Genomic DNA, 15,989 nt, shown 5'->3' with positions numbered 1-15,989 from the left:
GGGGGACGACCGCCGCTCCCGTCACGCTCCGCAGGCGGGGCAAGACGGAAAGGTGCGGACGGATTGGCAATCCGAAAGGATCAGCCCTTGTTGTCGTCGATGTACTTGATCGCGTCCGACACGGTGGCGATCTTCTCGGCCGCGTCATCGGGGATCTCGACACCAAACTCTTCTTCGAACGCCATGACCAGCTCGACGATATCGAGGCTGTCGGCACCGAGATCGTCGATGAAGCTCGCGTCTTCGGTGACCTTGTCGGCCTCTACCCCGAGGTGCTCGACAACGATCTTCTTCACGCGGTCGGCAGTATCGCTCATTCTTTTGCCCCTTCAAGGAACTGGGTTGGTATACTCAAATCTGGCCATCGCCCTAATGTCCGGATTGCGGGCTGGCAAGTGGTGCGGTGTGGACGAATTGTGCGAGAGGCGTGACGAGCGGTGAAAGAAGCGGCGAGACGGGCGGCCTGACCGGCGGTTTGCGCGCCCACCCCGCCTAATCCGCTCACCCCTTCGAGGGTTCCACCGTTCGCAGATGCAATTCGCGCAGCTGCGTGTTGATCGCCGGCGAAGGCGCCCCCATCAGCAAGTCCTCGGCACGCTGGTTCATCGGGAACAGCGTAATCTCGCGCAGGTTCTGCGCGCCGCAGACCAGCATGACAATGCGGTCCACGCCCGCCGCCATGCCGCCGTGCGGCGGCGCGCCATACTGGAAGGCGCGATAGAGCCCGCCGAAGCGCTCCTCGACGTCTGCCTTGGACAGGCCGACGAGCTCGAACGCCTTGACCATCAGTTCGGGCGACTGGTTGCGGATCGAGCCCGAGGCGATTTCATAGCCGTTGCAGACGAGGTCGTACTGGAAAGCCTTGATCGTCAGCGGGTCCTGGCCTTCCAGCGCGGCCATGCCGCCCTGCGGCATCGAGAACGGGTTGTGCGCAAACTCGACCTTCTTGGCGTCCTCGTCCCATTCATAGAACGGGAAATCGACGATCCAGCACAGCTCGAAGCGGTCCTTGTCGATAAGGCCGAGCTGCTCGGCGACGCGCGTGCGTGCGGCACCGGCCAGCTTGGCGGCCTGCTCGGGCTTGCCGGCGGCAAAGAACAAGCCGTCGTCCGGGCCAAGGCCGAGCGCCGCATAGAGCGCTTCCATGCCCTCGGCACCGTGGTTCTTGGCAATCGGGCCGCCGAATTCGCCGCCCTTGCGCGTGACGTAGCCAAGCCCGGCGTGGCCTTCGCTGCGTGCCCACTCGTTCATGTCGTCGAAGAACTTGCGGCTCTTGTCCGCGGTGCCCGGCGCGGGAATCGCGCGCACAGTGCCGCCGCCTGCCACGATCTTCTCGAACAGGCCGAAGCCCGAGGTGGTGAAGTGGCTGGCGACATCAGTGATGATCAGCGGGTTGCGCAAGTCCGGCTTGTCCGAGCCGTACTTCAGCATGGCATCATCATAAGCGATGCGCGGGAAGCTGCCCGAAGGCGTGACAGGCTTGCCGTTCGCGAACGTCTCGAACACGCCGCCGATCACCGGCTCCATCGTCTCCCACACTTCTTCCTGGGTGACGAAGCTCATCTCGAGATCGAGCTGGTAGAATTCGCCCGGCAGACGGTCGGCACGCGGATCCTCGTCGCGGAAGCAGGGGGCGATCTGGAAATAGCGGTCGAAGCCCGCCACCATCAGCAGCTGCTTGTACTGCTGCGGCGCCTGCGGCAGCGCATAGAACTTGCCGGCATGGATGCGGCTGGGCACGAGGAAGTCGCGCGCGCCTTCAGGGCTGGAGGCGGTGAGGATCGGCGTCGAGAATTCGGTGAAGCCGGCGGTTTCCATGCGGGCACGCATGTCGCGGATCACCTTGGTGCGCGTCATGATGTTGGCATGCAGCGTCTCGCGTCGCAGATCGAGGAAGCGGTAGCGCAGGCGGATATCCTCGGGATACTCCTGCTCCCCGGCCACAGGCATCGGCAGCTCTTCCGCCGCCGAAAGCACCGTGGCGGCGCGGGCATAGACTTCGATCTCACCCGTCGCCAGCGCGGCGTTCACGGTGCCGGCGCTGCGAGCCTTGACCTCGCCCTCAATCGTCACGACGCTTTCGACGCGCAGGCTTTCGAGCACGGCAAGCGCCGCACTGTCGCTGTCCGCCACGATCTGGGTGATGCCGTAGTGGTCGCGCAGGTCCACGAACAGCACGCCGCCGTGGTCGCGCTTGCGGTGCACCCAGCCCGAAAGGCGCACGTTCTGCCCGACATCCATCTTCGCGAGCGCGCCGCAGGTGTGGGAACGGTAAGGATGCATGAGGCGAGGTTCCAATTTGGCTGGCAAACCGGCCAGCATTCGGGCACTGATGGCCAGCGGCCAAGAGGCGATGGCTGCGGATTTGTCAAGCCGCAGGCCCCGGACGGGGTCACCACCAGCACCGGTCAGGCATGAGGGCCTGGCCCGGTGCGCAATAAGAAAAGCACGATGAAGATACACCCGCTGATCACGACGACTCCGGCCCTTGCCGATCTGTGCGAGCGTCTCTCCAAGGCCGATTTCATCACGGTCGATACCGAGTTCATGCGCGAGAACACCTATTGGCCGGAACTGTGCCTGGTGCAGATCGCCGACGACAAGGAAGCCGCCGCGATCGATCCACTGGCGCCCGGCCTCGATCTTGCCCCGCTGCTTGAGCTGCTGGTCGACAACGAGGACGTGCTGAAGGTGTTTCACGCCGGCGGGCAGGATGTGGAGATCATCTACAACCTTTCGGGCAAGACCCCGCACCCCATCTTCGATACCCAGATCGCGATGATGGCGATCAGCCAGTCCGAACAGATCGGCTATTCGAACCTCGTCGAAAGCTGGCTGGGCTTCACGGTCGACAAGGGCGCGCGCTTCACCGATTGGTCGCGCCGGCCGCTGACCGAACGGCAGATCGAATATGCCATCGGCGACGTGACGCATCTTTCCAAGATTTTCCCGCGCATGCTCAAGCGGCTGATCAAGACCGGGCGCGGCGAATGGCTCGATGCCGAGATGGAAAAGCTCGCCGATCCCGAGAACTACCGCTCCGATCCTCAAGTGGTTTGGCAGAAGATCCGCGCCCCCAGTCGCAACCCGGCGGTGCTGGGGCGGCTCAAGGCCATCGCCGCCTGGCGCGAAACCGAGGCGATGGACAAGAACATCCCGCGCGGGCGAATCATGCGCGACGAGACTCTGGCCGATATCGCCAGCCACCCACCGCGCGAGCAGCACGAACTCGCCAAAGTGCGCGGGCTTTCCGCCGGGTGGAAGGACAACGACATCGGCCGCCGCCTGATGCAGGCGATCGCGGATGCAACGCCGATGAGCGATGCCGAACTGCCCCCGCGTGCGCCCCGCGGCGCGCCGCTGGGCAAGGAAGGCGCGCTGGTGGCCGATCTGCTCAAGCTGCTGCTCAAGATCCGCAGTCGCGAGATTGATATCGCAGCCAGATTGCTGGCCCGCAGCGATGATCTGGAGGCCCTAGCCGCCGGTCAACGCAAGGGGCTGCCGATCCTCGAAGGCTGGCGCTTCGAGCAGTTCGGGCGCGATGCGCTGGAACTGGTCGAAGGCAAGCTCGCCTTCGCTGTGGTGAAGGGCAAGCTCAAGATGGCACATATCGATGCCATCGGCGGCGGCAATGATGACGAGGTCGAGCCGGCGGCGGATGATGACACCATCCTGCTGGCGACCGAGGGCGACGAATTGGGGGGCGACGGGCGCAATTGGGACGACGTTCAGGCCCCCGAGCCCGAGGCTGACTGAGAGCCGAGCGGCATGACCACCTACCTCCCCACGCTCAAGCAGTTGCAATATCTCGTCGCGCTCCACGAACACGGCCACTTCGGGCGCGCGGCGGAGGCCTGCTTTGTCTCGCAATCGACGCTTTCGGCAGGCCTGCGCGAACTGGAAACGCTGCTTGGCGTGACACTCGTTGAGCGCACGCGGCGCGTAGTCCGCTTCACCGCGCTGGGCGATCAGGTTGTGGCCAAGGCCCACCGCCTGCTGCGTGAAGGCGAGGAACTCTCGGCGCTCGTCCAGGCGCACGGCGCGCCGCTTTCGGGCGAATTGAGGATGAGCGTGATCCCCACCATCGCGCCGTTCCTGCTGCCGCGCATCCTCCCGCGCCTGCGCCGTGAACGGCCTTCGCTCAAGCTGTTCCTGCGCGAGGAACCAAGCGCGGCGGCGGTCGAATCGCTGCATCACGGCCGCGCGGACTGCGTGCTGCTCGCCCTCCCCTTCGCAACGGGCGAGGTCGAGGCGGCGCACTTGTTTCACGACCGCTTGCTCGTCGCCTTCCCCAAGGACGACCCGCGCGATCCCCCGCTGAGCATCGCGCCCGCGCTGATCGACGAGGCGCGTCTGCTGCTGCTGGAAGACGGCCACTGTCTCAAGGACCACGTCCTCGCCGCCTGCAACCGCCCCGAACTGCGCGCCAGCGCGAGCGTGATCGGCACCAGCCTGCACACGCTGGTGCAGATGGTCGACAATGGCCTCGGCCTTACCATGCTGCCGGAAATGGCGGTGAAGGCGGGCATCCTGCAGGGCACCCAGATCGTCGCCCGCCCGCTCGAATCCGAACATGCCAGCCGCGAAATCGCGCTGGTGTGGCGCAAGAACTCCCCCCGCGCCGAGGAATTCCGCCTGCTGGCGAGCGAACTGGCCGCCGGTTGATAATAGTTGATAAGCGAGATATTATCAGCCGTCCCTTCATCTGCGAGGCATTCATGATCAGCGCCGATCTCGGAACCAAGCTTGAGGAATTCGTGTCCTCGCTCGTCGCGAACGGTCGCTACAACTCGAAGAGCGAAGTCCTGCGCGAAGGTGTGCGGCTGATTCAGGATCGCGAGGCGCGGCTGGCTGCGTTTGATGCTGCGATCATGGAAGGCGTGCGAGAGGCTGACGCAGGTCTCGGCGCGCCGGCAGAGGATGTACTCAAGCGGCTGAAAGACAAGTACCGGTCAATGATGTGACCATGTTACCGGTGATCATTGCGCCGCGTGCGCAGTCCGATCTCACAGACATAAGCGACTTCATTGCCGCAGAAAATCCAGCCCGGGCTGCAACCTTTGTCGAGGAGTTGATCGGGCGGTGCCTGTCCCTGTCTGAGCAGCCCGCAAGGTTCCCGCTTGTGGAGCGACTTGCAGGCGCCGGTGTCCGCAAGATGACGCACGGCAGCTACCTAATCTTCTATCGGGTCTATCCGAACCGCGTGACCGTCGCGCGCATCCTCCACGGTGCCACCGATTATGAAGCGAGGTTCCTGGCCCCATGAACCTCCCGCCCTATCTCTCTCTCGCCATAGCGATTGTCGCCGAAGTGATCGCCACAACCGCGCTCAAGCAATCGGCGGGTTTCACCAAGCTTCTGCCGCTGGCGGTGAGCATGGCCGGATATGCGATTGCGCTGTTTTTCCTCTCGCTCACGCTGGAGCGCATTCCGACAGGCGTCGCCTATGCGATCTGGTCGGGCGTAGGCATCGTGCTGATCGCCGCGCTGGCGTGGGTGGTCCACGGTCAGCGGCTCGATATGCCGGCGCTGGCGGGGATCGGCCTGATCATGGCCGGGGTGCTGGTGCTGAACCTGTTCTCGAAAACCGGTGCGGGCTGAAGGCTCTCAGTCCATGTGCTTGAGGCCGACCCGCAGATAATCCCAGCCGGTAATCACTGTCAGCGCGGCTGCGGCCCACAGCGTGATGAGCCCCACCGTGTGCGGCACGTTGGCGTCGATCCCTGCCAACATCACCGTCCAATCCGGCGCGCCCTGCCCCAGGATCAGCGCGCCGAGTGCAATGAACTGGAAGGTCGTCTTCCACTTGGCGAGCTTGGAGACGGGCACCGAGACCTGAATGCCCCCAAGAAACTCGCGCAGGCCCGAAACGGCAATCTCGCGGATCAGGATGATAAGCCCGGCGATCACATGGAGATCACCCACATAGGGCCCGGTCAGCACGCCTTGCGCGGTGAGCACGAGGATCACCGCCGCCACCATGATCTTGTCCGCAATCGGATCGAGGAAAATCCCGAGCTTGGAAACCGTGCCCTGCGCGCGGGCCAGGTAGCCGTCGAAATAGTCCGTCACCCCCATCAGGGCATAGACGGCGAAGCCGATCGCATAGCCCGCCCGCCATTCAGGCCACCATAGCAGGCCTGCCAGCAACGGCACGGTGACAATGCGGGACAGCGTTAGCAGATTGGGAAGGGTCAGCATCGTAGACCCACCATAGGCATGAAGACGCCGCGAAGAAACCGCAAGTTGGTCCCAACGTGCCCCCTTGCCCGCCCCGTGGAGGGCGCTATGGGATGAACCCAACACGCGAAGGCTGGCAAAACCCGAATGACAACGCCCGAATGACGACAACCGCGCTGCTCATCCGGAAACGCCGCTTCCTGCCGCTTTTTGCCACGCAGTTGCTCGGCGCGTTCAATGACAACCTCTACAAGAACGCGATGATCCTCTATGTGGTGTACACCGTATACCACTCGGAGGCAGCCGAAGCGCGCTTCTCGGCCATCGCCTCGGCCGTGTTCATCCTTCCCTTCTTCCTGCTTTCCGCACTTTCCGGCCAGCTTGCCGACATGCGTGACAAGGCGCGGATCATCCGCATCGTGAAGGCGGCGGAAATCGCGATCATGCTGGTGGGCGCGGCAGGTCTGTTCATGGCCTGGCGTGGCATGGCCGTGCAGATCATGGCGATCCCGCTGATGCTTACCGCGCTGCTTGCGATGGGCGTGCATTCCACCTTTTTCGGCCCGATCAAGTACGCAATCCTGCCGCAGCACCTGCATCCCGATGAAGTGCTGGCCGGCACCGGCCTTGTCGAAGCCGGCACCTATATCTCCATCCTTGCGGGTACGATCTTCGCAGGCTGGATCCCGGTCGAATGGGCCGCGGTCATCTGCATCGTGACCGCTGCCATCGGGTTCTTCACCGCGCAGTTCGTGCCCTCCGCACCGCCGCAGATGGAGCCCGTCCCGCTCGACTTCAACGTGATCCGCTCCTCGATCACGCTTGTGCGCATGACCACGCGCCACCCGCGCGTGTTCCTCGCCATCGCAGCGATCAGCTTCTTCTGGACGATCGGCGCGGTGCTGTTCATCCAGTTTCCGCCGCTTGCCAAGAACGTGCTTTCGGCGAGCAAGGAAGTGGCCAGCCTGTTCCTCGTGGTCTTCTCGATCGGCGTCGCGATCGGCTCGGTCTCGATCAACCATCTGCTCAAGGGCACCGTTTCGGCGCGCTTCGGTCCTGTGTCGGTGATCGTGATGGGCCTGTTCATCGTGGCCTTCCACGTGGTGTGCAAGACTTGGCCCCACGCGGCCGGCACGGCGCTGCTCAGCGTGCCGCAATTCGTGATGGAGCCGCTGGCGGTGCCGCTGCTGCTGACCTTGCTGGGCATCGCCATTTCGGGCGGCATGTTCGTGGTCCCGCTCTACGCGTTCCTGACCACGGTGGTCGACAAGGCTGAAACCGCGCGGACAATCGCGGCGAACAACATCGTCAATGCCGGCGCGATGGTCGTTGGATCGCTCATCGCGGTCGGGCTGAGCGCCGGGGGCGTGGCGCTGGCAGATCAGTTGCTGCTGGGCGCTGCCATGTGCCTTGTCGCTGCGTGGCTCGCCCGTGTGCTCCACAAGGCAGAACTGGCCCATGAGGGCGAGATCGAGCACACGTTCTGAGCGGGGTATCCGCTTTCAGAAGATGAAGACCGAAACCGCCAGGAAGCAGGCGCAGTAGGCCAGCAGAAAGTCCATCACATCCTGCCGCGTGATCCGTTTGGGATCGACCGGCGGCGAACGCACGCCCTCGGGCAGCTGCAGTGCCTTCATCGCCGCTTCCACCTCAGGCTCGAACATCGGGAGCGGGCGCAGCACATGCGCGGGCAGCGTGCGGCGAAAGGGGTGGCCGGCAAGTTCGGGATTGGGGGCGCGCCGTCTGAGCATAGCGTCGATGGTAACGCTTTATTCACCATACGGGGAGGATGCGAATCGCCCCCGCGCACAATCAAAGCGGGACTGTTCCGATCCGGCACAGCGGGCGCGGGCGACCGATCAGATCGTGCCGCCCGCCATCTCCAGCACGATATCCCATTCGGACGCGCGCACCGCAGAGACGGACAAGCGCGAGAGCCGCAGCAGTTCCATGTCGGCCAGCGCAGGATTGGCCTTGATCGCGGCCAGCGTAACCGGCGCCTTCAGCTTCACGACCGGCTTCACCTTCACCGCTGCCCATTTGCCTTCAGGGTCGGTCGGATCGGTAAGGCCAGCAACGCTGATCTGCGCGATTCCAACGATCTCCTTGCCGATGTTCGAGTGGTAGAAGAACGCCAGATCGCCCACCTTCATGGTGCGCAGGTTGCGCGCGGCGAGGTGATTGCGCACGCCGTCCCAGGTGCCCTCGCCCTCAGCAATCAGGTCATCCCAACCGTAGACGTCGGGTTCCGACTTCATCAGCCAAGCCTGTTCGGTCGCCTTGATTTTGCTCATGCATGCCTTCCGGGATCGGGATATGGGGAGGCTCATAATCGCTGATGGAACGCACGCAAGCCATGAACCTTGACACCCTTCCCGTGCTGTCGCTGGCCGCCCCTTCGGGCAATCTGGACGAGGATCTGGCCAAGGATCTCGGCAGCAGCTTCCAGCGCTTCGGATTCGCGATGGTCTCTGACCATGGGCTCGATCCAGCACTGGTAGCGCGCGGGTGGGAACTGACCGCAGCGTTCTTCGCACAAGGCGAGGCCGCCAAGCGGCGCTGGCACATCACGGGCGGCGGCGGGCAGCGCGGCTACACCCCGTTCGGCACTGAAATCGCCAAGGGCGCGGCGGTGCACGATCTCAAGGAATTCTGGCACGTCGGCCGCGAACTGCCGGCCGGTGATCCTCTCGCCGCGACGATGCCCGCCAATGTCTGGCCCGATGCTCCGGACGGTTTCCGCGAGACGTTCACCGCCCTCTACGCCGAGTTCGACCGGATCGGCGCGCGCATTCTCTCGCACATCGCGGTCTGGCTGGGGCTTGCCCCGGACTGGTTCGATCCGGCCATTGCAGGCGGCAATTCGATCCTGCGTTTGCTGCACTATCCGCCAATCCCGGGCGATAAGGCCAATGACCTTGGCGGCGCGATCAGGGCGGGCGCGCACGAGGACATCAACCTCATCACACTGCTGCTGGGTGCCGAGGAAGCGGGTCTGGAGCTGCTGACCCGCGAGGGCCGCTGGATTCCCGCCTCACCCCCACCCGGCGCACTGGTGGTCAATATCGGCGACATGCTGCAGCGCCTGACCAACCACGTCCTACCCTCGACCACGCACCGCGTGCGCAACCCCGATGGGGCGCGCGCCGCGCACAGCCGCTATTCGATGCCGTTTTTCCTGCACTTGCGCAGCGATTTCGCGATCCGCACCCTGCCCGGCTGCGTCAGCGCCGAAAACCCGGACCGCTATCCCGTTCCGATTCTCGCGGACGAGTATCTGCACGAAAGACTGCGTGAAATCGGGCTGAAGGCCTAAGCCTTCACGTCGATCACCGTGATCGCGCTGTCCTTCCCGCCGAAATCGAGCTCATCGCCCGCCTCGGCGCTCAGCAGCGCGCGGCTGAGCGGTGCGGTGAAGGAGAGCAGCCCCGCCGCAGGGTCCGCCTCATCATCGCCGACGAGCGTCACGGTCCGTTCCTTGCCATTGAGCCGGAACGTCACGGTCGAGCCAAATGCGACCGCCGCGCCCACCGGCGGCGGCATGACTTGCGCGGTGGCCTGACGGGTGCGCCAATAGCGCAAGTCCCGCTTCACGCGCTTGATCTCGGTCTCGTCGGACAGGCCTGCCAGCTCCGCCTCCAGCGCCTCGACGCGCGCCGCGATCATCGCAACCCCGCGCTCGGTGACGAGGTTTGGCCCCGCAGGGATCGGCAACTCGAACTTGGGTTCGAGATGTTCGTCATCGCCTTCGCGGCGGAATGCGACGCTCATGCTTCCTCCACTTCGTCCACCGTCCACTCGGCAAGATCGGGCGCGCTGCCGATCAACGCCAAGCCGTGGGCAATGGACGTCAATTCATCGCCGCTGGCAATGCGCATCTCGCCAAAGCGCCGTTCGAAGATCTGGCGAACCGCCGGGATGAGCGAGGAGCCGCCGGTGAGGAACACATGGTCGATCTGCCCCGGTTCCAACCCTGCCCGCGCCAGCACCCGGTCCACTCCGGCTTCGAGTTCGGCCAGATCGGGCGCGATCCAGCGTTCGAAATCCGCGCGGCGGACTTCGGCACTGACGGAAAGGCCCTCCCCCTCGAAGGCGAACACCGCCTCGGTCCGGCTCGACAAGTCGCGCTTCACTGCGCCGACCGCTTCGTAGAGCCCGTAGCCGAGCTCGTTCTCGACCACTGCGATCATCCGGCCGATGGCGGCGGGATCGGTCGCCGCGTGTTGCAACTTGCCAAGCTGGGCGAGCGTGCGCCGGTTGCGCATCAACGCAAGGCGCGACCAGTCGCTGAAATCGGCGAAGTGGCCGGGCGGGATTTCGAGCACTTTGTCAAACGAGCGATAAGTGCCGCCCTTGCCTAGCAGCGGCAGGACGAGCTGGTCCATGATCCGGAAGTCGAACCGATCCCCCGCAATGCCCACACCGGCCGAGGCGAGCGGGATGCAGCGCCGCGGGGCATCGGGCGCCTCTACGCGGACGATCGAGAAATCGCTCGTGCCGCCGCCGAAATCTGCCACCAGCAGCGTCGCCGGATCGCTGAGCCGCGACGCGAAACCATAAGCCGCGCCAAGCGGCTCATAGACATAGTGAACCTCGCTGCCGAACCGGGCGAACATCCCCGCATAGCGCGCACGGGCAAGCGCCGGATCGGGCCGCGCTCCGACATAGCGCACCGGCCGGCCCACCACGATCCGCTCGGGCAGATCGTGCAAGGCCTCGCCGGCATGGGCGATCAGATGATCGAGAAAGGTGCGGCCGAGGTCCTCGAACGCCAGCCGCTTGGTGAAGACCGGGGCATGTTCGAATGTGGCGCTGGCGGCAACCGACTTGAACGATTGGAGAAACCGCGAGCCTTGCGGATCGGCAAGAAACTCGGCGATGGCCCATGGTCCGGCCTCATGCCCAAGCCCGCCGCGCAGGGCATCGTCCTGCCAGAAGCACAGCGCCGAGCGGAACACCGAGCTCGCCCCATCCGGCGCGGCAAATTCGGCAAGGCGGACCGCGCCATCGCCCGCGCTGCGCGCGACGACCGAATTGGTGGTGCCGAAGTCGATGCCGATGGCAGGTGCCGGGGGAACGTGGACGGACATGGAACCAGAACCTTTGGCTGACCGGCGCTGGCCGAAAGAGACGAGAAGCGCCGCGGGAGCGTGGTCCTGACGAGTGCGCCAGGCATGGCCTGCCTGCAATCACGGCATCAGCAAGCCGCTATGACCATCGAGGATGTTAGGACAGGGCAAAGGAATTGGTGGAGCCTAGCGGGATCGAACCGCTGACCTCCTGCATGCCATGCAGGCGCTCTCCCAGCTGAGCTAAGGCCCCACAATTCCTGACAGAGGTGCCGCTGGAGGCACCCTGCACCGGCAGCGTCGCGCCGGAGGACCGCGCCTTTATGCGAGGCCCCGTTCGCTGGCAACAGCTTTTTTGCGCCAGCAGGAAATCATTGCCGGAGCGCCGGACCATTGGGCCGCGCACGCTCCGGCAAAAAAGAACTCAGACTTCCTCGTCCTCGCCATCGTGGCCGGGAACGCCCAGATCGTCGTCGCCGCCCAGATCGACATCGTTGTCCGGCGAATCGGAGTCTTCATCGATGTCGAGATCCTCGTCGGCCAGATCGACGTCAGGCACGACATCGACCTTCTCCTTCTGGATCTCCTCGTAGGGGATCGGCTGCTTGGACTTGAGCACCGGCTCGGGCGTCCAGGTATACTTGCATTCCACGCAGGTAACCGGGTCGTCCTTGCCCAAGTCATAGAAGCGGGTGCCGCACTTCGGGCAGCCATGCTTTGCGCCCCATTCAGGCTTGACCATGCGAATTCCTTAAATCTGGCGCCCGCGGCAGATGCGGACGGCTCAATGGCATTGCTTGATGGGGACAGGCAGTCCGGGAATCAAGCGCGGCGCGCGCCTTGCCATAGGCGCGGGGCGCTGTCAAAAGCGCGCCCGCTTCAACACGCACCTGAACCCGGAAAGAACCGCTCCCCGTGCATTCAGCCGAAACGTCCGCCCCGCGCCCCCGCCGCTTCTTCGCCGCCGGGCCGCTGACCGGGCGGATCCGCGTCCCCGGCGACAAGTCGATCAGCCACCGTTCGATCATGCTCGGTGCGCTGGCGGTCGGGCGCACGCGGGTGACCGGGCTGCTGGAGGGCGAGGACGTGATGGCTACCGCCGCCGCAATGCGCGCGATGGGGGCAACGATTGACCGGCTCGAAACCGGGGCCAGCGGTCCGGAATGGGTGATCGACGGCGTGGGCGTCGGCGGGTTGCTGCAGCCGAAGCAGGCGCTCGACATGGGCAATTCGGGCACCTCGACACGCCTGCTCATGGGCCTTGTCGCCAGCCATGCGATCACCGCGACGTTTATCGGCGATGCCAGCCTTTCCAAGCGCCCGATGGGCCGGGTGATCGATCCGCTTTCGCAGATGGGCGCCGATTTCACTGCTGCACCCAGTGGCCATGGGGGTGGCCGCTTGCCACTTACCTTGCGCGGCATCTCGCCGGCGGTGCCGATCAGCTACCGCCTCCCGGTCGCCTCGGCCCAGGTGAAGAGCGCGGTGCTGCTGGCGGGGCTCAACACGCCCGGGATCACCACGGTGATCGAGCCAGTGCCCACCCGCGACCATTCCGAGCGCATGCTGAGGGGCTTTGGCGCGGAGCTGACCGTCGAAGTCGCCCCGGACGGCACACGCACCATCCACCTAGTCGGTGAGGCGGAGCTCAGGCCGCAGACCATCGAAGTGCCGGGCGACCCCTCGTCCGCTGCCTTTTTCGTCGTTGCCGCGCTGCTGGTGCCGGGCTCGGACCTCGTGGTCGAGAACGTCGGGCTCAATCCCACCCGCGCCGCGCTGTTCGATGTGCTGCGCGCCATGGGCGGCCAGATCGAGGAGCTCGACCGCCGCGATGTCGGCGGCGAACCGGTCGCGGACCTGCGTGTGCGGCATTCGGCTCTCACCGGCATCGCCGTCGATCCGGCCGTGGTGCCGAGCATGGTGGACGAGTTCCCGGTCCTCTTCGTCGCCGCCGCGCTCGCCAGCGGGCGCACCGTCACCACCGGCCTTGAAGAACTGCGCGTGAAGGAAAGCGACCGCATCGCCGTGATGCGCGCAGCGCTGGAGCAGGCCGGAGCTACTGTGACCGAGACCGAGGACGGTCTGATCATCGAGGGCACCGGCGGCGATCCGCTTCGCGGCACCAACAACGCGCCCGTCGCCACGCACCTCGACCACCGCATCGCCATGTCCATGGCGGTAGCGGGGCTCGCCAGCAAAGGCGGCGTCGAAATCGACGACACCCGCCCCATCGCAACCAGTTTCCCTGCGTTCGAGGTGCTGCTGGCGCAAGCAGGCGGGACGACATGATCATCGCCATCGACGGCCCGACCGCTTCGGGCAAGGGGACCATCGCCAAGGCCCTCGCCGCGCACTATGGCCTGCCGCATCTCGATACCGGGCTGCTCTACCGCGCGGTGGGGCGGCAGGTCTTCCTCTCCGGCGGGAACCCGGACGATCCGGACCACGCGCTCGCCGCAGCGGATTTCCCCGAAACCCTGCTCGATGATCCGGACCTGCGCAGCGAGGCCACCGGCGCGCTGGCCAGCCGTGTTTCGATCCACCCCGCCGTACGCGCCGCGCTGCTCGCCCGCCAGCAGGCCTTTGCCCGCCAGCCCGGCGGTGCGGTGCTCGATGGCCGCGATATCGCCACCGTGATCGCACCCGAGGCGGAGGCCAAGCTCTTCATCACCGCCAGCGTCGCCGCCCGCGCGCTGCGCCGCTGGGCCGAAATGCACAAGCGCGGCGAGGACGTGACCCGCGAGGCAATCGAGGCCGACCTTGCAATGCGCGACGAGCGCGACCGCAACCGCGCCGCCGCGCCGCTGCGCCAGGCCGAAGGTGCCGCGCTGCTCGATACCTCCGCGCTGTCGATCGAGGCGGCGATTGCCGCGGCCATCGCGCTGGTGGAGCAACAACTGGTCACGAAAGGCATGCGGCCATGACCGTCACGCTGCTTTCCATTCGCGAGTTCTCCGACGAGCTGGCGCAGGACTTTCACGATATCAACGCGGAATGGATCCAGGCCATGTTCAAGCTGGAGCCGGTTGACCGCGAGGTGCTGGAAAATCCGCGCGAGAAGATCATTGATGTGGGCGGGGTGATCCTGTTCGTGACGGCCCGGGGGCTGGGCGTGGTTGGCACCTGCGCGCTCAAGCCGACTGGCGGCGGCGGATATGAACTGACCAAGATGGGGGTCCGCGAGAGCGCGCGGGGCCTTGGTGCAGGCGCATTCCTTCTGGCCGCGACCATTGCGCGCGCGCTCGATCTCAGGGCCGATCCGCTCTATCTTTTGACCAACAAGACCTGTGAGGCGGCGATCCACCTCTACGAAAAGCTGGGCTTCCGCCACGATGCGGGGATCATGGCGGACTACGGCACGCGCTATGCCCGCTGCGACGTGGCGATGCGCTACGTGCCCTAGCGTAAATGCGTAGGGCCTGAAGGATGGTCGAACGCTGCCGTTCTCAATGCATGTGGTAAACGCCAGCGGCAGGAGCAGGCCATGTTCGATGACTTCGAAGGCGTGGAAAACATCAACCAACGGCGCACGCGCCGCGTGGGTTTCGAGCTTCCCGTGCGCTGCAAGCACGGGCTGACGCGGTCAACGGTCATGCTTAAGGACATGACGACGCACGGCGCCCGGATCGAAGGCATTCCGCGCCAGCGCATCGGCGATACCGTCACCCTGTTCCTGCCCGAACTCGCGCCCAAGCTCGCCTTTGTGGTGTGGTCGAAGGACAAGACATCCGGCCTCGAATTCGAACTGCCGCTGCACGAGAACGTGTTTGCCAACCTGGTCGCCGATTTCGCGATCGGCCATCTGCAGCGGCTCGAACTGGGCCGGCCCGAGGCTGATGCGACAGCGCAAACCAAACCGGGAGTGCCGCCAGCTCGGCATGCCGCCTGAAAGCCCGATACCGGCACACCCAGGCTCGTCAGGCCCAGTTTCGCCTTGCATCTTCGCCGATTCCCGCTAAGTGCCAGCGCTTCCGCGAAACGGGCGCTGCCCATGGGCGGAAACTGAAGAAAGCCGGAGGGGCCCCGCAATACCGCGGATCAGCCAGCGATCGGTTAGATTGATGAAGGACGAGAAGGCCTCATGCCGCTTTACGAGCATGTCTTCCTCGCGCGTCAGGATCTGAGCCAGGCTCAGGTTGATGCGCTTGCCGCCACCGCCACCGAAATCGTCGAGAGCAACAATGGCAAGGTCGTCAAGACCGAGACCTGGGGCCTCCGTTCGCTGGCTTACAAGATCCAGAAGAACCGCAAGGCGCACTTCGTGCTGCTCGACATCGAAGCCCCCGCCGGGGTGGTTGCCGAGCTTGAGCGCCAGACCGCGATCAACGAGGACGTGATCCGTTTCATGACCGTGCGTGTCGACGCCCATGAAGCCGGTCCCTCGGTCATGATGCGCAAGAACGACCGCGAGCGGACCCGCCGCCGCGAACGCGAAGGGGAATAAGCCATGGCTCGTCCGTTTTTCCGTCGCCGCAAGTCGTGCCCGTTCTCGGGCAAGGGCGCCCCTGTCATCGACTACAAGGACGTGCGCCTGCTTCAGGGCTTCATGTCCGAGCGTGGCAAGATCGTGCCTTCGCGCATCACCGCCGTTTCGGCAAAGAAGCAGCGTGAGCTGGGCCAGGCGATCAAGCGCGCCCGGCACATCGGCCTGCTTCCCTACATCGTCAAGTAAGGAGCGCTGACCATGCAGATCATCCTGCTCGAGCGCATCGAGAAGCTGGGCTCCATCGGCGACGTCGT

General features: G+C 65.1%; 22 protein-coding genes and 1 tRNA gene. 14 read left to right on the top strand and 9 right to left on the bottom strand.

The annotated features are described in order from the left end of the window. Nucleotides 1-80: 80 nt before the first annotated feature. Complete coding sequence (locus Q0071_RS12395; protein WP_054121351.1) at nt 81-317, bottom strand: acyl carrier protein; 237 nt, start codon at nt 315-317, stop codon at nt 81-83. 184 nt (nt 318-501) lie between these two features. Then, nucleotides 502-2,283: an aspartate--tRNA ligase gene (aspS, locus tag Q0071_RS12390; protein ID WP_298169588.1), complete on the bottom strand. Its 1,782-nt coding sequence runs from the start codon at nt 2,281-2,283 to the stop codon at nt 502-504. A 168-nt stretch (nt 2,284-2,451) separates the two neighbouring features. On the opposite strand from aspS, the gene rnd reads away from it, so the two are divergent. The 5 genes from rnd to Q0071_RS12365 are packed head-to-tail and all read left to right on the top strand — an operon-like array spanning nt 2,452 to nt 5,601. Next, entirely contained in the window at nt 2,452-3,756 is a 1,305-nt protein-coding gene (gene rnd, locus Q0071_RS12385) for a ribonuclease D (protein ID WP_298169585.1), read from the top strand. Nucleotides 3,757-3,768: 12 nt separating this feature from the next. Continuing rightward, the gene (locus Q0071_RS12380; protein WP_298169582.1) at nt 3,769-4,665 is read left to right on the top strand and encodes a hydrogen peroxide-inducible genes activator; all 897 of its coding nucleotides are present in this window, start codon (nt 3,769-3,771) and stop codon (nt 4,663-4,665) included. 53 nt (nt 4,666-4,718) lie between these two features. Further along, entirely contained in the window at nt 4,719-4,964 is a 246-nt protein-coding gene (locus Q0071_RS12375; RefSeq protein ID WP_298169579.1) for a type II toxin-antitoxin system ParD family antitoxin, read from the top strand. A 2-nt stretch (nt 4,965-4,966) separates the two neighbouring features. Further along, complete coding sequence (locus tag Q0071_RS12370) at nt 4,967-5,266, top strand: type II toxin-antitoxin system RelE/ParE family toxin (RefSeq protein ID WP_298169576.1); 300 nt, start codon at nt 4,967-4,969, stop codon at nt 5,264-5,266. Next, complete coding sequence (locus Q0071_RS12365; protein ID WP_298169573.1) at nt 5,263-5,601, top strand: SMR family transporter; 339 nt, start codon at nt 5,263-5,265, stop codon at nt 5,599-5,601. Before Q0071_RS12370 ends, Q0071_RS12365 begins: the two co-directional genes overlap by 4 nt. Nucleotides 5,602-5,607: 6 nt before the next feature. Here the strand turns inward: Q0071_RS12365 and pgsA are convergent, their stop codons facing one another. Then, the gene (pgsA, locus tag Q0071_RS12360) at nt 5,608-6,201 is read right to left on the bottom strand and encodes a CDP-diacylglycerol--glycerol-3-phosphate 3-phosphatidyltransferase (protein ID WP_298169570.1); all 594 of its coding nucleotides are present in this window, start codon (nt 6,199-6,201) and stop codon (nt 5,608-5,610) included. A gap of 140 nt (nt 6,202-6,341) precedes the next feature. On the opposite strand from pgsA, the gene Q0071_RS12355 reads away from it, so the two are divergent. Then, nucleotides 6,342-7,667, top strand: a complete 1,326-nt coding sequence (locus Q0071_RS12355; protein WP_298169567.1) for an MFS transporter — start codon at nt 6,342-6,344, stop codon at nt 7,665-7,667. A 15-nt stretch (nt 7,668-7,682) separates the two neighbouring features. Here the strand turns inward: Q0071_RS12355 and Q0071_RS12350 are convergent, their stop codons facing one another. Continuing rightward, nucleotides 7,683-7,931 (bottom strand): hypothetical protein, encoded by a 249-nt coding sequence (locus Q0071_RS12350; protein ID WP_298169565.1) that lies wholly within the window; start codon nt 7,929-7,931, stop codon nt 7,683-7,685. A gap of 108 nt (nt 7,932-8,039) precedes the next feature. Next, nucleotides 8,040-8,474 carry an EVE domain-containing protein gene (locus Q0071_RS12345; protein ID WP_298169563.1) on the bottom strand — a complete coding sequence of 145 codons (435 nt, stop codon included), beginning with the start codon at nt 8,472-8,474 and terminating at the stop codon, nt 8,040-8,042. Between the two features lie 62 nt (nt 8,475-8,536). Between Q0071_RS12345 and Q0071_RS12340 the strand changes: the two genes are divergently transcribed. Further along, nucleotides 8,537-9,496 (top strand): 2-oxoglutarate and iron-dependent oxygenase domain-containing protein, encoded by a 960-nt coding sequence (locus Q0071_RS12340; RefSeq protein WP_298169560.1) that lies wholly within the window; start codon nt 8,537-8,539, stop codon nt 9,494-9,496. Here Q0071_RS12340 and Q0071_RS12335 read toward each other — a convergent pair. From Q0071_RS12335 to Q0071_RS12320, 4 genes are all read right to left on the bottom strand, one after another. Further along, nucleotides 9,493-9,951 (bottom strand): GreA/GreB family elongation factor, encoded by a 459-nt coding sequence (locus Q0071_RS12335; protein WP_298169557.1) that lies wholly within the window; start codon nt 9,949-9,951, stop codon nt 9,493-9,495. The genes Q0071_RS12340 and Q0071_RS12335 overlap by 4 nt on opposite strands. After that, nucleotides 9,948-11,270, bottom strand: a complete 1,323-nt coding sequence (locus Q0071_RS12330) for an Hsp70 family protein (protein ID WP_298169554.1) — start codon at nt 11,268-11,270, stop codon at nt 9,948-9,950. Before Q0071_RS12330 ends, Q0071_RS12335 begins: the two co-directional genes overlap by 4 nt. Before the next feature lie 156 nt (nt 11,271-11,426). Then, nucleotides 11,427-11,502 (bottom strand) — tRNA-Ala (locus tag Q0071_RS12325). A gap of 171 nt (nt 11,503-11,673) precedes the next feature. Beyond that, nucleotides 11,674-11,991: an FYDLN acid domain-containing protein gene (locus Q0071_RS12320; RefSeq protein WP_298169551.1), complete on the bottom strand. Its 318-nt coding sequence runs from the start codon at nt 11,989-11,991 to the stop codon at nt 11,674-11,676. A gap of 173 nt (nt 11,992-12,164) precedes the next feature. On the opposite strand from Q0071_RS12320, the gene aroA reads away from it, so the two are divergent. From aroA to Q0071_RS22540, 7 genes are all read left to right on the top strand, one after another. Next, nucleotides 12,165-13,538, top strand: coding sequence for a 3-phosphoshikimate 1-carboxyvinyltransferase (gene aroA, locus Q0071_RS12315; RefSeq protein WP_298169548.1), 1,374 nt, complete (start codon nt 12,165-12,167; stop codon nt 13,536-13,538). Beyond that, entirely contained in the window at nt 13,535-14,173 is a 639-nt protein-coding gene (locus Q0071_RS12310; protein ID WP_298169546.1) for a d(CMP) kinase, read from the top strand. Before aroA ends, Q0071_RS12310 begins: the two co-directional genes overlap by 4 nt. After that, complete coding sequence (locus Q0071_RS12305; protein WP_298169543.1) at nt 14,170-14,652, top strand: GNAT family N-acetyltransferase; 483 nt, start codon at nt 14,170-14,172, stop codon at nt 14,650-14,652. The genes Q0071_RS12310 and Q0071_RS12305 overlap by 4 nt, the downstream gene beginning before the upstream one ends. An 81-nt stretch (nt 14,653-14,733) precedes the next feature. Beyond that, nucleotides 14,734-15,138 (top strand): PilZ domain-containing protein, encoded by a 405-nt coding sequence (locus Q0071_RS12300; RefSeq protein WP_298169539.1) that lies wholly within the window; start codon nt 14,734-14,736, stop codon nt 15,136-15,138. A 192-nt stretch (nt 15,139-15,330) separates the two neighbouring features. Continuing rightward, the gene (gene rpsF / locus Q0071_RS12295) at nt 15,331-15,693 is read left to right on the top strand and encodes a 30S ribosomal protein S6 (protein WP_298169536.1); all 363 of its coding nucleotides are present in this window, start codon (nt 15,331-15,333) and stop codon (nt 15,691-15,693) included. A 3-nt stretch (nt 15,694-15,696) separates the two neighbouring features. Continuing rightward, entirely contained in the window at nt 15,697-15,921 is a 225-nt protein-coding gene (gene rpsR / locus Q0071_RS12290; RefSeq protein ID WP_054121790.1) for a 30S ribosomal protein S18, read from the top strand. Between the two features lie 12 nt (nt 15,922-15,933). Continuing rightward, nucleotides 15,934-15,989 (top strand): hypothetical protein (locus tag Q0071_RS22540; protein ID WP_366886461.1); only part of this gene is annotated, 56 nt, incomplete at its 3' end.

Source organism: Novosphingobium sp. (genome assembly GCF_027486195.1).
GTDB lineage: Bacteria > Pseudomonadota > Alphaproteobacteria > Sphingomonadales > Sphingomonadaceae > Novosphingobium.
Note: the sequence above shows the minus strand (reverse complement) of the source record. Positions and strands in the feature narration are given on the sequence as shown.

Excerpts from the sequence above, each read along its gene's own strand:
- Q0071_RS12395 (WP_054121351.1), bottom strand. The coding sequence starts at position 317 with ATGAGCGATACTGCCGACCGCGTGAAGAAGATCGTTGTCGAGCACCTC.
- aspS (WP_298169588.1), bottom strand. The coding sequence starts at position 2,283 with ATGCATCCTTACCGTTCCCACACCTGCGGCGCGCTCGCGAAGATGGAT.
- rnd (WP_298169585.1), top strand. The coding sequence starts at position 2,452 with ATGAAGATACACCCGCTGATCACGACGACTCCGGCCCTTGCCGATCTG.
- Q0071_RS12380 (WP_298169582.1), top strand. The coding sequence starts at position 3,769 with ATGACCACCTACCTCCCCACGCTCAAGCAGTTGCAATATCTCGTCGCG.
- Q0071_RS12375 (WP_298169579.1), top strand. The coding sequence starts at position 4,719 with ATGATCAGCGCCGATCTCGGAACCAAGCTTGAGGAATTCGTGTCCTCG.
- Q0071_RS12370 (WP_298169576.1), top strand. The coding sequence starts at position 4,967 with ATGTTACCGGTGATCATTGCGCCGCGTGCGCAGTCCGATCTCACAGAC.
- Q0071_RS12365 (WP_298169573.1), top strand. The coding sequence starts at position 5,263 with ATGAACCTCCCGCCCTATCTCTCTCTCGCCATAGCGATTGTCGCCGAA.
- pgsA (WP_298169570.1), bottom strand. The coding sequence starts at position 6,201 with ATGCTGACCCTTCCCAATCTGCTAACGCTGTCCCGCATTGTCACCGTG.
- Q0071_RS12355 (WP_298169567.1), top strand. The coding sequence starts at position 6,342 with ATGACGACAACCGCGCTGCTCATCCGGAAACGCCGCTTCCTGCCGCTT.
- Q0071_RS12350 (WP_298169565.1), bottom strand. The coding sequence starts at position 7,931 with ATGCTCAGACGGCGCGCCCCCAATCCCGAACTTGCCGGCCACCCCTTT.
- Q0071_RS12345 (WP_298169563.1), bottom strand. The coding sequence starts at position 8,474 with ATGAGCAAAATCAAGGCGACCGAACAGGCTTGGCTGATGAAGTCGGAA.
- Q0071_RS12340 (WP_298169560.1), top strand. The coding sequence starts at position 8,537 with ATGAACCTTGACACCCTTCCCGTGCTGTCGCTGGCCGCCCCTTCGGGC.
- Q0071_RS12335 (WP_298169557.1), bottom strand. The coding sequence starts at position 9,951 with ATGAGCGTCGCATTCCGCCGCGAAGGCGATGACGAACATCTCGAACCC.
- Q0071_RS12330 (WP_298169554.1), bottom strand. The coding sequence starts at position 11,270 with ATGTCCGTCCACGTTCCCCCGGCACCTGCCATCGGCATCGACTTCGGC.
- Q0071_RS12320 (WP_298169551.1), bottom strand. The coding sequence starts at position 11,991 with ATGGTCAAGCCTGAATGGGGCGCAAAGCATGGCTGCCCGAAGTGCGGC.
- Q0071_RS12310 (WP_298169546.1), top strand. The coding sequence starts at position 13,535 with ATGATCATCGCCATCGACGGCCCGACCGCTTCGGGCAAGGGGACCATC.
- Q0071_RS12305 (WP_298169543.1), top strand. The coding sequence starts at position 14,170 with ATGACCGTCACGCTGCTTTCCATTCGCGAGTTCTCCGACGAGCTGGCG.
- Q0071_RS12300 (WP_298169539.1), top strand. The coding sequence starts at position 14,734 with ATGTTCGATGACTTCGAAGGCGTGGAAAACATCAACCAACGGCGCACG.
- rpsF (WP_298169536.1), top strand. The coding sequence starts at position 15,331 with ATGCCGCTTTACGAGCATGTCTTCCTCGCGCGTCAGGATCTGAGCCAG.
- rpsR (WP_054121790.1), top strand. The coding sequence starts at position 15,697 with ATGGCTCGTCCGTTTTTCCGTCGCCGCAAGTCGTGCCCGTTCTCGGGC.